This window comes from Denitratisoma sp. agr-D3 (assembly GCF_054658675.1).
Window position 1 is genome coordinate 542065 of the sequence record NZ_BAAGIA010000002.1, and the last position, 14737, is coordinate 556801.

Consider the following 14737-nt stretch of genomic DNA (forward strand, 5'->3'; position numbering starts at 1 on the left):
GGATGTCCGTTGTCGATCACGCTGGCTCCCTGAGAGTGAGCCCGACGCCAATGCCGTCGGGGCGAACCCACCCTGGTCCTTATAATGGCCGTCTCGTTCCATACCCCCGTTCGCCGATGCTGATCCATCCCCAATTCGACCCCGTCGCCCTGCACCTGGGACCCCTGGCCATTCGCTGGTACGGGCTGATGTACCTGGTCGGTTTCATGGCCTTCATGGGCCTGGGCCACTATCGGGCCCGGCAGAACGTGCTCAACGGCTGGTTGCCGCGGGACATCGACGACTTGTTGTTCTACGGCGTGCTCGGCGTGGTGATCGGCGGCCGCCTGGGTCAGGTGCTGTTCTACGAGCCCGGCTACTATTTCAGTCAGCCCCTGGAAATCCTCGCCGTGTGGAAAGGCGGCATGAGCTTCCATGGCGGTTTCCTCGGCGTGCTGGTGGCCATGGCCTGGTTCGGCCACAAGACCGGTCGCAGTTTTTTCCAGGTCACCGATTTCATCGCTCCCCTGGTGCCCCTGGGCCTGATGACGGGTCGCATCGGCAACTTCATCAACGGTGAGTTGTGGGGCCGCGCGGCCGATCCCAGCCTGCCCTGGGCCATGGTGTTCCCCCAGGTGGACGACCTGCCGCGCCATCCTTCCCAGCTTTACCAAGCCGGCATGGAGGGGCTGCTGCTGTTCCTGATTCTCTGGTTCTATTCCGCCAAGCCCCGGCCGCGCCGGGCCGTGTCAGGTGTTTTCCTGGTGGGCTATGGTACGTTCCGCTGGATCGGCGAATACTTCCGCGAACCCGATGCCGGGGTGTTCGGCCATTCCTATCTGGTCAGCATGGGTCAGTGGTTGTCCCTGCCCATGATCGTGATCGGAATCCTCATGCTCATCCATGCCTATCGTCAGGAGAAAACCCAATGACCCGTCCCTTCAAAGTACTCGGCATCCAGCAAATCGCCATTGGCGGCCCCAGCAAGGAAAAGCTCAAGACCCTCTGGGTGGACAAGCTGGGCCTGGAAGTGACCGGCACTTTCCAGAGCGAACGGGAAAACGTGGACGAGGACATTTGTGCCATGGGTACGGGCCCCTTCAAGGTGGAAGTGGACCTGATGCAGCCCATGGACCCGGAAAAGAAGCCCGCCGTGCACGCCACCCCCCTGAACCACGTGGGGCTGTGGATCGATGATCTGCCCAAGGCGGTGGAATGGCTGACGGCCAACGGCGTGCGTTTCGCCCCCGGCGGCATCCGCAAGGGCGCGGCCGGGTTCGACATCTGTTTCCTGCACCCCAAGGGCAACGAGGAGTTCCCCATTGGTGGCGAGGGCGTGCTGATCGAACTGGTGCAGGCCCCGAAGGAAGTGGTGGACGCCTTCGCCAAGCTGGCGGGCTGAATCCCGATTTCCGGCCCGCCCTGGGCGGGCCTAGCCGGCCTTGAAACAGGCCCGCTTGCCGCCGGCGGCCTTGGCCTCGTACATGGCCAGGTCGGCCCGGGCGATCAAGGCTTCGCGGGTGATGTCCCGCTCCGTCATCAGGGTGACGCCGATGCTCACGCCCACCTGGACGTGGGGCCCCGCGGAGAGCCGCACCGGACGGCAGAGGGCCTCGATCAGCTTGTCCGCCACGGCCATGGCGGCTTCCACCGAGGCCACCGATTCCAGCAGGATGATGAATTCGTCGCCGCCAAGGCGGGCCACCGTGTCGCTTTGACGGACGATGCCCTGCATGCGCAGGGCCAGTTCGATCAGCAAGTCGTCGCCGCCGCCGTGGCCGTACTGATCATTCACCGGCTTGAAGCCGTCCAGGTCCAGCAGCATCACCGCCACCGTCCCGCCTTGGCGCGAGGCCGACTGCATCGCGTGTTCCAGGTGGATGTCCAGCAGCAGCCGGTTGGCGAGGCCGGTGAGGGCGTCGTGGTGGGCCATTTCCCGCAGCAGTTTCTGGCTTTCCTGGAGTTTGGCGTTGGCCTTTTCCAGCTCCTGGGTCCGGTCGGTCACCCGTTGTTCCAGCAGATATTCGTTTTGTTGCAGGGCCTCCACCATGTTCTGCTTGGACAGCAGGGCTTCCTGCTGGGCCGATTCCTTTTCCTGTTGCAGCATGTTGTAACGGTGGGCCAGGGCGAAGGAGAGCAGCATCATCTCCAGGGCCGAACCGATCTGCATGCCGTTGAGGGTGATGAAGTTGCTCGGCAACCAGCCCAGGTTGCGCAGGGACATGGTGGTGGTGAAGATCAGCAGCAGGCCCCAGGCCGCCAGATAGAAGCGGGCGCCGTGGTGGCGACGACGGACGAACCAGATGCCCAGGGCCAGGGCGAAGGGTGAGAACACCGTGGCGGTGAGGGAGACGAAGATGGCCCCCCACTGGTATTGGACGAAGGGCAGCACCGCGTTGAAGGCGAACAGGCCGATGAGGATTTTGAGGAAGCGGTCGGAGCGCGGGACGTGCCGGGGCGTGTCGAGGAAGCGGCGGGTGAACAGGGCGCCGAACATGCCGGTCAGGGCGAAGCCGCTGGGATAGGCCACGTTGGCGATGAGGGGCGACTGGGGCCAGAGGAACTGGTAGGCCAGGCCATATTGGCTGGACAGGCCGATGGCCATGCTGGTGACGAAGGCCACGTAGATCAGGAACACCCGGTCCCGCAGGGAGAAGAACAGGATCAGGTTGTAGATCGCCATCGCCAGGAAGGCGCCGAAATACAGGGCCAGGATGCCGTAGCCCTGTTGGTTGTATTGAAGGAAGGCCTGACTGCTCCAGAGGGCGAGGGGCAGGGTGAGGCTGCCCTGGGAGCGGATGCGCAAATAGTAGGTTTGCGGCGTGCCGGCCGGGGCGCTAGCCAGGTCGAGGGGGAAAACGTAATTGCGGTGGTTGATGGGGCGGGTGGCGAACAGGGTGTGGTCGCCGGTTTCCAGCCCCGTGTATTCGCCCCAGGCTTGGTTGCGGTAAAAGGTCACCGAATCCAGGGTGGGAAAGGCGAGTTCCAGCAGCCAGGCGTCCTTGCTGCCCGACGGCGGGGTGCGCACCACGGTCTTGAGCCAGACGGTGCCGTTGTAATAACCCAGGCTGAGATTTTCGTCGGAGGACAGGGACTGGAACGCCGCCTTGCCCTGGACGATGTCCTGGATCGTCAGGCGATTGTCGGGGTCCCGCAGGATTTCCACCCGGCCCGCCAAGTCGTAATGGCCGACGCCGTCCTGGACGGTGATCGGTTCGGCCCAGGCGAGGCAGGGGACGAGAAAAAGGAGAAGGACGAACAGGGGCATGTGCCCCCATTCTAATCGGCTATGCGGTCTGGGAAACCGGGCCGCAAGCTCCTGCCCCGGATGGCGTTGCATCCGGGGCAGGGCGCTGCCTTACTTGAAGGCGATGATCACCTGGTCCACCGAGAGGCTTTCGCCGGGGGCGGCCTGGATTTTTTCCACCACGCAGTCACGTTCGGCCTTGAGGACGTTTTCCATCTTCATGGCCTCGATCTTGGCCAGCACTTCGCCGGCCTTCACTTCCTGGCCCACCTTCACCGCCACTTCGGTCAGCAGACCGGGCATGGGGGAGAGCAGGTACTTGGACATGTCGGGCGGTGCCTTGAAGGGCATCAGCTTTTGCAGTTCGGCGGCATGGCCGTCCAGCACCAGCAGGTTGGCCACGGTGCCCCAATGGAACAGGCGGTACTTGAGGCCATGGCGTTCCACCTGCATGCAGAACGGTTCGCCGTTGAAGGTGCCGGTGTACAGCAGATCGCCGAAGTTCCAGTCGGAGCGCACGGTGTAGGTCTGGCCGGCGTAGGTGATGTCGAAACCACCCTCGGCGGGCTTGACGGAGACCGGATGGTGCTCGTCGCCGCGGATCACTACGTAGTCGTCGCCGGGCTTGAACTCATGGCCGGGCATCTGGCCGCTGATGCTGCTGCTGCGTTCCAGGTACTGGCGATGGATTGCGGCGCCCACGGCCACGATCATGGCGGGGTCGTCGTGGGGCACGTCGGCGGCGTTGAAGCCCTTGGGATACTCCTCGGCGATCAGGCCGGTGTTGAAGTTGCCGGAGATGAAGCGGGGATGCTGCATCAGGGCGGCCTGGAAGGAGATGTTGGCGGCCACGCCACGGATGACGAAGGCGTTGAGGGCTTCGCGCATACGGGCGATGGCCTGGTCGCGGGTGGCACCGTGCACGATGAGCTTGGCGATCATCGAGTCGTAGTACATGGAGATCTCGCCGCCTTCATAGACGCCGGTATCCACCCGTACGCCGCCGCTGGCGGGCATGGGCGCGGCGGCGACCATGGTCTGGGCCGGGGGCTGGAACTTGACCAGGCGACCGGTGGAGGGCAGGAAGCCGCGGAAGGGATCCTCGGCGTTGATCCGGCATTCCATGGCCCAGCCGTTGATCTTCAGGTCTTCCTGCTTGAAGGCCAGCTTTTCGCCGGCGGCCACGCGGATCATCTGCTCCACCAGGTCGAGGCCGGTGATGCACTCGGTGACGGGGTGTTCCACCTGGAGGCGGGTGTTCATTTCCAGGAAGTAGAAGCTCTTGTCCTTGCCCACCACGAATTCCACGGTGCCGGCGGATTCGTACTGCACGGCCTTGGCCAGGGCCACGGCCTGTTCGCCCATGGCCTTGCGGGTGGCGGGGTCGATGAAGGGGGACGGTGCTTCCTCGATCACCTTCTGGTGACGGCGCTGGATGGAGCACTCGCGCTCGTGGAGGTAAACCACGTTGCCGTGGGAATCGCCCAGCACCTGGATTTCGATGTGGCGGGGTTCTTCCACGAACTTCTCGATGAAGACGCGATCGTCACCGAAGGCATTCTTGGCTTCGGTTTTGCAGGAAGCGAAACCTTCGTGGGCTTCCTTGTCGTTGAAGGCCACCCGCAGACCCTTGCCGCCGCCGCCGGCGGAGGCCTTGATCATCACCGGATAGCCGATGCCCTTGGCGATCTCGACGGCCTGTTCGGGGGTGTCGATGGGATCGTTGTAGCCAGGAATGGTGTTGACCTTGGCTTCCTTGGCCAGCTTCTTGGAGGCGATCTTGTCGCCCATGGCGGCCACGGAGTGGGCCAGGGGGCCGATGAACTTGATGCCTTCCTCAGCCAGACGGCGGGAGAAGGCCTCGTTCTCGGAAAGGAAGCCGTAGCCGGGGTGCACGGCCTGGGCGCCGGTTTCCTTGCAGGCGGCGATGATCTTGTCCATCACCAGGTAGCTGTCCTTGGACGGCGCGGGGCCGATGCACACGGCCTCGTCGGCCAGCTCCACGTGCAGGGCGTCCTTGTCGGCCTCGGAATAGACGGCAACGGTCTTGATGCCCATCTTGCGGGCGGTCTTGATGACGCGGCAGGCGATTTCACCGCGGTTGGCAATCAGGATTTTGGTAAACATGTCTCTATTTCCTCCCCGGCATCACAGCGGAATGTTGCCGTGCTTGCGCCACGGATTGGTCAGTTGCTTGTTCTTCAGCATCACCAGGGAACGGCAGATGCGCTTGCGGGTTTCGTGGGGCTGGATCACGTCGTCGATGAAGCCCCGGGCGCCGGCGATGAAGGGGTTGGCGAACTTGGACTTGTACTCGGCTTCCCGCTCGGCCAGCTTGACCGGATCGTTCTTGTCCTCGCGGAAGATGATTTCCACGGCACCCTTGGCACCCATCACGGCGATTTCGGCGCTGGGCCAAGCCAGGTTCACGTCGCCGCGCAAGTGCTTGGAGGACATCACGTCGTAGGCGCCACCGTAGGCCTTGCGGGTGATCACGGTGATCTTCGGCACGGTGCACTCGGCGTAGGCGTAGAGCAGCTTGGCGCCGTGCTTGATGATGCCGCCGTATTCCTGGGCGGTGCCGGGCATGAAGCCGGGCACGTCCACCAGGGTGATGACGGGGATGTTGAAGCTGTCGCAGAAGCGCACGAAGCGGGCGGCCTTGATGGAGGACTTGATGTCCAGGCAGCCGGCCAGCACCATGGGCTGGTTGGCGACGATGCCCACGGTCTGGCCTTCCATGCGGGCGAAGCCGATCACGATGTTCTTGGCGTGGTCGGGCTGCAACTCGAAGAAGTCGCAGTCATCCACCATCTTGATGATCAGTTCCTTGATGTCGTAGGGCTTGTTCGCATTGTCCGGCACCAGGGTATCCAGGCTGTAGTCCAGACGATCGGCGGGATCGTTGGTGGGACGGATGGGCGGCTTTTCCTTGTTGTTCAAGGGCAGGTAGCTGAAGAAGCGACGCAGCATGACCAGCGCGTCCACGTCGTTCTCGAAGGCCAGGTCGGCCACGCCGGACTTGCTGGTGTGGGTCACGGCGCCACCCAGTTCCTCGGCGGTCACTTCTTCGTGGGTCACGGTCTTCACCACTTCAGGACCGGTGACGAACATGTAGGAGGTGTCCTTCACCATGAAGATGAAGTCGGTCATGGAGGGGGAATACACCGCACCGCCGGCGCAGGGGCCCATGATCATGGAGATCTGGGGCACGACACCCGAAGCCATCACATTGAGCTGGAACACGTCGGCGTAACCGCCCAGGGCGGCGACGCCTTCCTGGATCCGGGCACCGCCGGAGTCGTTGAGGCCGATCACGGGGGCGCCCACTTGCATGGCCTTCTCCATGATCTTGCAGATCTTCTCGGCGTGGGTCTCGGACAGGGCGCCGCCGTAGACGGTGAAGTCCTGGGAGAAGACGAACACCATGCGGCCGTTGATGGTGCCGTAGCCGGTCACCACGCCGTCACCGGGAATCTGCTGGTCGGCCATGCCGAAGTCGGTGCAGCGGTGCTCCTTGAACATGTCCCATTCTTCGAAGGTGCCCGGATCGAGCAGCAGTTCGATGCGTTCCCGCGCGGTCAGCTTGCCCTTCTTGTGCTGGCTGTCGATACGCTTCTGGCCCCCGCCGAGGCGGGCCCTTTCGCGCTTTTCCTCGAGCTGATGGATGATGTCGTACATGGAAAACTCCCTATAGAAAATCGGGTGACGTGGTTCAGTGGTTCAGACAATCGAGCAGGGCGTAGGCGGCAGCAGCGGGTGTGCTACGGCCCTCCTCGACGGCGCGGGTATACGCGGGCAGGTTTTCCTGCACGCGGGGATGATGACGGAACAATTGATGCAGGCCGCTTTCGATCAGCTGCCACATCCAGGCCAGGGACTGATGTTGGCGTTTGGCGGCGAATTCGCCGCTGGGCTTGAGGGCGGCCTGGAATTTCTCCACCTGTTCCCAGAAGTCGACGATGCCCTGCTTGTGCAGGGCGGATAGGGCCACCACCGGCGGCGACCAGTGGGCAGAAGCCGGCCGCAGCATGTGCAGGGCGTTTTTCCATTGGGCCTTGGCCACGGCGGTGGCCTGGGGATCGATGTCGGCCTTGTTGATCACCACCAGGTCGGCGATCTCGACGATGCCCTTCTTGATGGCTTGCAGGTCGTCGCCGGCATTGGGCAATTGCAGCAGGCAGAACATGTCCACCATGCCGGCCACGGTGGTTTCGGACTGGCCGACGCCCACGGTCTCGATGATGATCACGTCGTAGCCGGCGGCTTCGCAGAGCAGCATGGCTTCCCGGGTCTTCTCGGCGACGCCGCCGAGGGAACCGGCGGAGGGGCTGGGGCGGATGAAGGCCTCCTCGCGCTGGGACAACTGCTCCATGCGGGTCTTGTCGCCCAGGATGGAGCCGCCGTTCACCGACGACGAGGGATCGATGGCCAGCACCGCCAGGCGCTTGCCCTGGTCGATCAACCAGACACCGAGGGCTTCGATGAAGGTGGACTTGCCGGCACCGGGCACGCCGGAAATACCGATGCGGATGGCCTTGCCGGTGTGGGGCAGCAGCGCCGCCAGCACCTGCTGGGCGCGCTGCTGGTGATCCAGCCGAGTGGATTCGATCAGGGTGATGGATTTGGCCAGTGCACGGCGCTGGCCGGCCAGGACACTGTCCACCAGTGTCTGGTCGGCTGCCGAGAGCGGATGGGCCTGCACCATGAAGCTGCCGTGATGCCCGGGATCAGGCGCGGGCCTTGCGGATTTCTTCCAGCACCTTGCGGGCGGAATCCTCGATGCGGGTACCGGGGCCGAACACGGCCTTGGCGCCCGCAGCCAATAGCGCATCGTAGTCCTGGGCAGGGATCACACCGCCGGCGAAGACGATGATGTCGTCGGCGCCTTGGGCCTTCAGGGACTGGATCAACTGGGGCACCAGGGTCTTGTGGCCGGCGGCCAGGGAAGAACAGCCGATGGCGTGCACGTCGTTCTCGATGGCCTGGCGGGCGGCTTCATCGGGGGTCTGGAACAGGGGGCCCATGTCGATGTCGAAGCCCAGGTCGGCGTAGGCGGTGGCCACCACCTTGGCGCCCCGGTCGTGGCCGTCTTGGCCCAGCTTGGCGATCATGATGCGAGGGCGACGGCCCTCTTCTTCGGCGAACTTGGCCACGTCGGCCTTGATCTGCTCCCAGCCTTCCTGACCTTCCACGACGCCTCCGTACACCCCGGAAATGGTTTGGTTGTTGGCGCGGAAGCGACCGAAGATCTTTTCCAGCGCGTCGGACACTTCGCCTACGGTAGCACGCAGACGGATGGCCTTGACGGTCAAGTCCAGCAGGTTGCCTTCGCCGCTTTCGGCGGCCTTGGTCAGGGCTTCCAGGGCCGCATTGACGGCGGCGCTGTCGCGGCTGGCGCGGATGCTCTTGAGACGGGCAATCTGGGCTTCGCGCACGGCGTGGTTGTCGATGTCGAGGATGTCGATCTCGTCTTCCTTGGCCAGCTTGTATTTGTTCACACCGACGATCACGTCCTTGCCGGAGTCGATGCGGGCCTGCTTGTCGGCGGCGCAGGTTTCCACCTGCATCTTGGCCCAGCCGGATTCCACGGCCTTGGTCATGCCGCCCATGGCTTCGATTTCCTCGATGATGGCCCAGGCCTTGTCGGCCATGTCCTGGGTCAGCTTTTCCATCATGTAGGAGCCGGCCCAGGGGTCCACCACGTTACAGATATGGGTTTCTTCCTGGATGATGAGCTGGGTGTTACGCGCGATACGGGCGGAGAACTCGGTGGGCAGGGCGATGGCTTCGTCCAGGGCGTTGGTGTGCAGGGACTGGGTACCGCCGAACACGGCCGCCATGGCTTCGATGGTGGTACGCACCACGTTGTTGTAGGGATCCTGCTCGGTCAGGGACCAGCCGGAAGTCTGGCTGTGGGTGCGCAACATCATGGACTTGGCGTTCTTGGCGCCGAACTTCTGCATGATGCGCCACCACAGCTGGCGGCCGGCGCGCATCTTGGCGATTTCCAGATAGAAGTTCATGCCCACCGCCCAGAAGAAGGACAGGCGGCCGGCGAAAGTGTCCACGTCCATGCCGGAAGCGATGCCGGTGCGCACGTATTCCATGCCATCGGCCAGGGTGAAGGCCAGTTCGATGGCCTGGTTGGCCCCGGCTTCCTGGATGTGATAACCGGAAATGGAAATGGAGTTGAACTTGGGCATGTTCTTCGCGGTGTAGGCGAAGATGTCCGCGATGATCTTCATCGAGGGCTTGGGCGGGTAGATGTAGGTGTTCCGCACCATGAACTCTTTGAGGATGTCGTTCTGGATGGTGCCGGACAACTGTTCCTGGGACACGCCCTGTTCCTCGGCGGCGACGATGTAGCCCGCCAGGATGGGCAGCACGGCGCCGTTCATGGTCATGGAGACGGAAATCTTGTCGAGGGGAATGCCGTCGAACAGGATCTTCATGTCCTCCACGGAGTCGATGGCCACACCGGCCTTGCCCACGTCACCGACGACGCGGGGATTGTCGGAGTCGTAACCGCGGTGGGTGGCCAGGTCGAAGGCCACGGACACGCCTTGGCCACCGGCCGCCAGGGCCTTGCGGTAGAAGGCGTTGGAGGCTTCGGCGGTGGAGAAGCCGGCGTATTGGCGGATGGTCCAGGGCCGGGCGGCGTACATGGTGGCCTGGGGGCCGCGCTGGTAGGGGGCAAAACCGGGCAGGGTGTCGGCGTAGGGCAGGCCCTTGATGTCCTCGGCGGTGTACAGGGGCTTGACGGTCAAACCTTCGGGGGTGGTCCAGTTCAGGGCGCTGACATCGCCGCCGGGGGCGGACTTGGCGGCAGCCTTGTTCCAGGCGTCGAGGGAAGGAATGTCCACTTGAGGATACTTGCTCATGTTCGGCCCTGTCTCTATTGATGGTCTATGCGGCCCTGGGGGGCCGGGTTGCTGATTTTGCGTGATTTTGTGGTGCAATGCCGGCCTTCGGCCTTGACAGCACCCACCCTCACATAATACGTTATCCATAATTATGAATGCAAGAGAGCCGCAAGGAAGCCCGGACATGAACCCCCAACCCCTCGCCCGAACCGCGCTGTATGAGGAAGTCGCCGAGCTTTTGCGCACCCGTATTTTCACCCACGAACTGGCCCCCGGCAGTTGGATCGACGAGCAGGCCATCGCCGAGGAGCTCGGCATTTCCCGCACCCCCATGCGGGAAGCCCTCAAGGTGCTGGCCTCGGAAGGCCTGGTGATCCTCAAGCCGCGACGCGGCTGCTACGTTGCCCAATTGTCCGAGCAGGACCTGGACGAGGTGTTCCCCATCATGGCCCTGCTGGAAAGCCGTTGCGCCTTTGAAGCCGCGCGCAAGGCCACGGACGAGGACATCGCCCGTCTGGAGGCCCTGCACCAGGCCCTGGAGGACTACGCCGCGCAGGGCGATGCCGACCGTTTTTTCGCTGCCAACGACGCCTTCCATGGTGCCTTGCAGGACATCGCCGGCAACGGCTGGCTCAAGCACCTGATCGACGACACGCGCAAGGTGATCAAGCTGACCCGCCGCCATTCCCTGCAACTGGAAGGCCGGGTTGAGCAATCCTTGCTGGAGCACCGGGAAATCATGGCCGCCCTGCGGGCCAAGGACGCGGAACTGACCTCCCGCCGCATGCACGACCACCTGCTCTCCGGGCGCCAGGCCCTGGCCAAGCTGAGCAGCAACTAGCGCAACGCCCAGGCCCAAAACAAAAGCCCCGCACTGCGGGGCTTTTGTTTTGGGGGATGACCCGTGTTCAGAGATTGCAGAAGGTCAGGTCGAACTTCACGTCCGCTTCCACCTGCTTGGGGCGTTGATCGACGCCGGGGCCCATGAAGCGGATGTTGAGGGCGTACTTGCTGGCGCTGATTTCCGGTACGAAGGGGTCGCCGTTGGCCAAGCGCAGGCGCACCAGTTGGGCGCTGCGGCCGGCGAGCATCATCTGGTAGCTGCCGTGGCCGGCGAACTGCTCCTCGGGGCGGCCCGAGGAACGCAATAAGCGCAGGACGATGGCGATGGCCTGGCGCATGCCCAGCATGGGATTGAGCCAGCCTTCCAGGTCGGTCCGACGCGACGAGGCGTCCCGGTGCAGCCAGTAATGATAGGAAGGCAAGTCGAATTCGCAGACCCCACCGGGGATGGCTGCCCGGTTCTTGATGGCCATCAGCCACTCGTTTTCCCGCAGGTAGTGGCCGATGCGGCCCTGCATGGCGAGCAGGGCGGCGGACGCCTGCTCGATCTCGTAGAGAGCGCCGGACAGGGCGTCCTCGGAAATGTCGGGGTTGTTGCGGAAGGACAGCAGTATCTGGCGCTGACGTTCCAGTTCCTGCATCAGGTCGAACTTGAGGTCGGCGCGGCCGGCGACTTCCAGCACCTCGAACAGGGTGACCAGGGCCACGTGGTGCGCTTCGGCCGCTTCGGCGGCAACGAAGTAGGTGACCTTGTCGAACAAATCCTCCAGGCGCAACAGGGTGCGTATGCGCTCGTTGAGAGGATATTCGTAAGTAATCACACGGTCGCCCAAAAAAATTTCATTGGATTCTGACCGATTCGATGGCAAATCACAACGAGAAAAGGAGGATCAAGGGCCGGTAATTGCTCTTTATTCATGCCTCAAACGGCGAAAATTTGCATCCAGCATATTTATCTGGTGGTGCAGGGCGGCCATGTCGCCGCTGTTGTCGATCACGTCGTCTGCCGCTGCCAGCCTGGCTTCGCGGCTGGTCTGTGCCGCCAGGATGGCAAGGGCATCGGCCTCGCTTAAGCCATTGCGACGCATGACTCGCGCGACTTGCATGGATTCGGGACAGTCGACCACGACGACCCGCTGCACACGCTGCCGATAGTCGCCGGACTCCACCAGCAGCGGTACCACCAACACCACGTAAGGGACGCCAGCGGCGATGGCGGCGGCAACCTGGCGATCACTTTCGCGGCGGATCAGGGGATGGAGCACCGCTTCCAGTCGTTGTCGTTCGGCCCCGTCAGCGAAAACACGGCGGCGCATGGCGGCGCGATCTAGAGCGCCCGTGGCATCCAGGATGTCGGTGCCGAAGGCGGCCTGCAAAGGGGCGATAGCCGCGCCACCGGGGGCGGTGAGTTGATGGGCGATGCGGTCGGTGTCCACGATGGCGGCACCGAGGTCGGCGAAGGCGTCGGCGGCCGCACTCTTGCCGCTGCCGATGCCGCCGGTGAGGCCGATCACCGGCACGTCAGTCAGTGTTCCTGGCATTCGCTGATACGGACGTCGTTCCGTCCCGCCAGTTGTTCCTTGAGGTCCTTGAGATGGGCAGCGTCCAGGTTGCGGACCTCCACCGTGGCCAGGGCGTTGGCGCCGAAGCGCGGCACAACGCGGGCGGTGCGCACGCCCTTTTCCATCAGGCCTTGCAGGGCCGACTTGGCCTCGGCTTCGCTGCCGTGGCTGGCAAAGACCAGGGCGAATTTGTCCGGCCCGTCGGGCACGGTTCGGGGCTGCGCCGTGATGCCCAGGGCCTTGAGTTCCTTGAGCTTGGCATCGACGCCGTCACGCCCGGCCAGGGCGGCGATCAGCACCTCATAGCTGGCGGCGGCATCGGTGGGCTGCACGGTGAGTTTGGCTTCCGGCAATTTGTTCGCGATGGCCGTGGTCCATTGACGCGCGTCGGCCAGCTTGAAGCCCGTCAGCAGGCGGCAGAGGGGGCCGGCCTTGGCGGTCTCGGCGGCGGCTTGCGGCGAAGCGGGGGGCGACACGGCAGCATCCTGAGGCGGCGGCGTATCGGCAGTTGATGCCTTGGTATTGTCGTCCGCGTCCTTGGCCGTGACCAGGCGCAGCTTGTCGGCGTTGCGTTGATCGTCCAGTCGCTGGGGTTCGCGACCGTCATCGCCGCCGAAGGGACCGGTTTGCCAGGCCAGAACGGCGGCGTTGGCCAGGATCAGCAGCAGGAACAGGAGACGCAGGCTTTTCATGGCGGTGAATTATGGCTCAAGGCAGCGTCGATGGTGGCACCCGGCTCAAGCCATGCAGGACCAGCAGGGGTTCGTGGCGCAGCGGCAGGGAGACATGGGGAAGCAGGCGGGGCGCGGCACCACCGGCCAATAGGCAAATCGGCGGATGACCGCATTGGGCCAGGCGCTCGGCCATGCGCGACAGGGCCCCGAGGGTGGCGTGCAGCGTGCCGGCGGTGATGGCGTCCTCGGTATTGCGCGGCACTTCGGCGTAGTGGCCCGGGTTGGCGGGCAACTGGGCAGTGTGGGTGGCCAAGGCCCGGGCCATCAGGTCCAGGCCGGGCAGGATCAGTCCGCCGAGAAAGCGGCCGTCGGCGTCCAACAGGTCGATGGTGGTGGCGGTGCCCGCATTGACCACCAGGCTGGCGCCGTGGTGGAGGTGCCGAGCCCCGATCAGGGCGGCCCAGCGGTCGGCACCAAGGCGCTCCGGGGTTTCGTAGCCATTGGAGACGCCGGCCTGGGCGGATTGGGCCGTATTCCACTGGATGGCCGGGAAACGGGCGGTGATGGCTGCCGCCACGGCAGGGCCGGCCACGTTGCAGCCGACGACCAGGTCGGGCGGGGGCAGGTCGGCCAGGGCCTCGTCCAGGTGCTCCGGCTCGGTACTGGCAACGGCGCCGTGGGCCAGCCACTGGCGCCCATCATGAAGGCCCCATTTGATGCGGGTGTTGCCGCAATCGAGGCAGAGCCTCACGGCTGGCTTCCGTCGGACAAGGGGCGCAGGCTGACGTCGCCGCTGACGACGGTGCGCAGCCCGGTTTCCGTTTGTAGCAGCAAGGCGCCTTCCCCGTCCACGCCGAGGCAGATGCCCTCGGTTTCGGTGCCGCCGCTGATGCGCACCAGGCGGCCCTGGTGGGCGTGGCGGGCGGCCCAGTCCTGGCGCAGTTCGGCAAAGCCAGTGACGGCGTAAGTGTCCAGGGTGCGTTGCAAGCTGGTGAGCAGGGCGGCGAGCACCCACTCCCGGGCGGCGACAAATCCGCTGCGGTCGAGGGCGGTGGCGATGCCGCGCACGTCGTCGGGCAGGTCCGGCGGCAGGTGCAGATTGATGCCGATGCCGATCACCGCGCTGCGTAATTGCCCCGGCTGGAGTTCCACCAGGACCCCGCCCAGCTTGAGACCGCGTAGCAGCAGATCGTTGGGCCACTTCAAGGCAATGCCGGCGATGCCCAGGGATTCCAGGCCCTGGGCCAGGGCCAGGCCAACGGCCAGGGAGAGGCCGGCGGGGGCGGGGGAATCGGCGGGGAAGCGCCAGAGCAGGGAAAAGGTCAGGCTATCGCCCGGGGCGCTGAGCCAGGGCCGGCCGCGGCGGCCGCGTCCGGCGCTTTGCCGGTCAGCCACCAGCACCGAGCCGGACGGGGCGCCGGCCTCGGCCCGGGCCAGTAGCTGCGTATTGGTGGAGTCGCACTCGGCCACGGCATCCACGTCGAAGCGGCAGGACGCGGCGCCCAGGGCCAGGGCGAGGCGATCGATTTGGAAGGTGGCGGGGACAGTCGGGGCGCTCATGCCCCG

General features: G+C 64.6%; 13 protein-coding genes. 3 read left to right on the forward strand and 10 right to left on the reverse strand.

Annotation, left to right across the window (positions count from 1 at the left end):
* The first annotated feature begins 116 nt into the window (after positions 1-116).
* Together lgt and ACYQ2U_RS07560 are read left to right on the forward strand one after the other, a co-directional pair.
* The gene (gene lgt / locus ACYQ2U_RS07555) at positions 117-911 is read left to right on the forward strand and encodes a prolipoprotein diacylglyceryl transferase (protein WP_459949746.1); all 795 of its coding nucleotides are present in this window, start codon (positions 117-119) and stop codon (positions 909-911) included.
* Positions 908-1381: a VOC family protein gene (locus ACYQ2U_RS07560; RefSeq protein ID WP_459949747.1), complete on the forward strand. Its 474-nt coding sequence runs from the start codon at positions 908-910 to the stop codon at positions 1379-1381. Before lgt ends, ACYQ2U_RS07560 begins: the two co-directional genes overlap by 4 nt.
* 30 nt (positions 1382-1411) lie before the next feature.
* Here ACYQ2U_RS07560 and ACYQ2U_RS07565 read toward each other — a convergent pair whose 3' ends face one another.
* The 5 genes from ACYQ2U_RS07565 to scpA form a co-directional block, all read right to left on the reverse strand.
* Positions 1412-3247 (reverse strand): 7TM diverse intracellular signaling domain-containing protein, encoded by a 1836-nt coding sequence (locus tag ACYQ2U_RS07565; RefSeq protein ID WP_459949748.1) that lies wholly within the window; start codon positions 3245-3247, stop codon positions 1412-1414.
* A 90-nt stretch (positions 3248-3337) separates the two neighbouring features.
* Positions 3338-5353, reverse strand: a complete 2016-nt coding sequence (accC, locus tag ACYQ2U_RS07570) for an acetyl-CoA carboxylase biotin carboxylase subunit (RefSeq protein ID WP_459949749.1) — start codon at positions 5351-5353, stop codon at positions 3338-3340.
* 21 nt (positions 5354-5374) lie between these two features.
* Positions 5375-6907, reverse strand: a complete 1533-nt coding sequence (locus tag ACYQ2U_RS07575) for an acyl-CoA carboxylase subunit beta (protein WP_459949750.1) — start codon at positions 6905-6907, stop codon at positions 5375-5377.
* Positions 6908-6941: 34 nt separating this feature from the next.
* On the reverse strand, positions 6942-7934 hold the full coding sequence (meaB, locus tag ACYQ2U_RS07580) for a methylmalonyl Co-A mutase-associated GTPase MeaB (RefSeq protein WP_459949751.1): 993 nt from the start codon (positions 7932-7934) through the stop codon (positions 6942-6944).
* A 22-nt stretch (positions 7935-7956) separates the two neighbouring features.
* A complete protein-coding gene (gene scpA / locus ACYQ2U_RS07585; protein ID WP_459949752.1) occupies positions 7957-10110 on the reverse strand; it encodes a methylmalonyl-CoA mutase in 2154 nt (717 codons plus the stop codon).
* 166 nt (positions 10111-10276) lie between these two features.
* Here scpA and ACYQ2U_RS07590 point away from each other — a divergent pair, with 166 nt between their 5' ends.
* On the forward strand, positions 10277-10933 hold the full coding sequence (locus ACYQ2U_RS07590) for a GntR family transcriptional regulator (RefSeq protein WP_459949753.1): 657 nt from the start codon (positions 10277-10279) through the stop codon (positions 10931-10933).
* A 67-nt stretch (positions 10934-11000) separates the two neighbouring features.
* Here the strand turns inward: ACYQ2U_RS07590 and zapD are convergent, their stop codons facing one another.
* From zapD to ACYQ2U_RS07615, 5 genes are all read right to left on the reverse strand, one after another.
* Positions 11001-11756, reverse strand: coding sequence for a cell division protein ZapD (gene zapD / locus ACYQ2U_RS07595; protein ID WP_459949754.1), 756 nt, complete (start codon positions 11754-11756; stop codon positions 11001-11003).
* Between the two features lie 90 nt (positions 11757-11846).
* The gene (coaE, locus tag ACYQ2U_RS07600) at positions 11847-12476 is read right to left on the reverse strand and encodes a dephospho-CoA kinase (protein ID WP_459949755.1); all 630 of its coding nucleotides are present in this window, start codon (positions 12474-12476) and stop codon (positions 11847-11849) included.
* A complete protein-coding gene (locus ACYQ2U_RS07605; protein WP_459949756.1) occupies positions 12461-13189 on the reverse strand; it encodes a hypothetical protein in 729 nt (242 codons plus the stop codon). Before ACYQ2U_RS07605 ends, coaE begins: the two co-directional genes overlap by 16 nt.
* Before the next feature lie 16 nt (positions 13190-13205).
* Positions 13206-13922 carry a type III pantothenate kinase gene (locus ACYQ2U_RS07610; protein WP_459949757.1) on the reverse strand — a complete coding sequence of 239 codons (717 nt, stop codon included), beginning with the start codon at positions 13920-13922 and terminating at the stop codon, positions 13206-13208.
* The gene (locus tag ACYQ2U_RS07615; protein WP_459949758.1) at positions 13919-14731 is read right to left on the reverse strand and encodes a biotin--[acetyl-CoA-carboxylase] ligase; all 813 of its coding nucleotides are present in this window, start codon (positions 14729-14731) and stop codon (positions 13919-13921) included. The genes ACYQ2U_RS07610 and ACYQ2U_RS07615 overlap by 4 nt, the downstream gene beginning before the upstream one ends.
* Between the last annotated feature and the right edge of the window lie 6 nt (positions 14732-14737).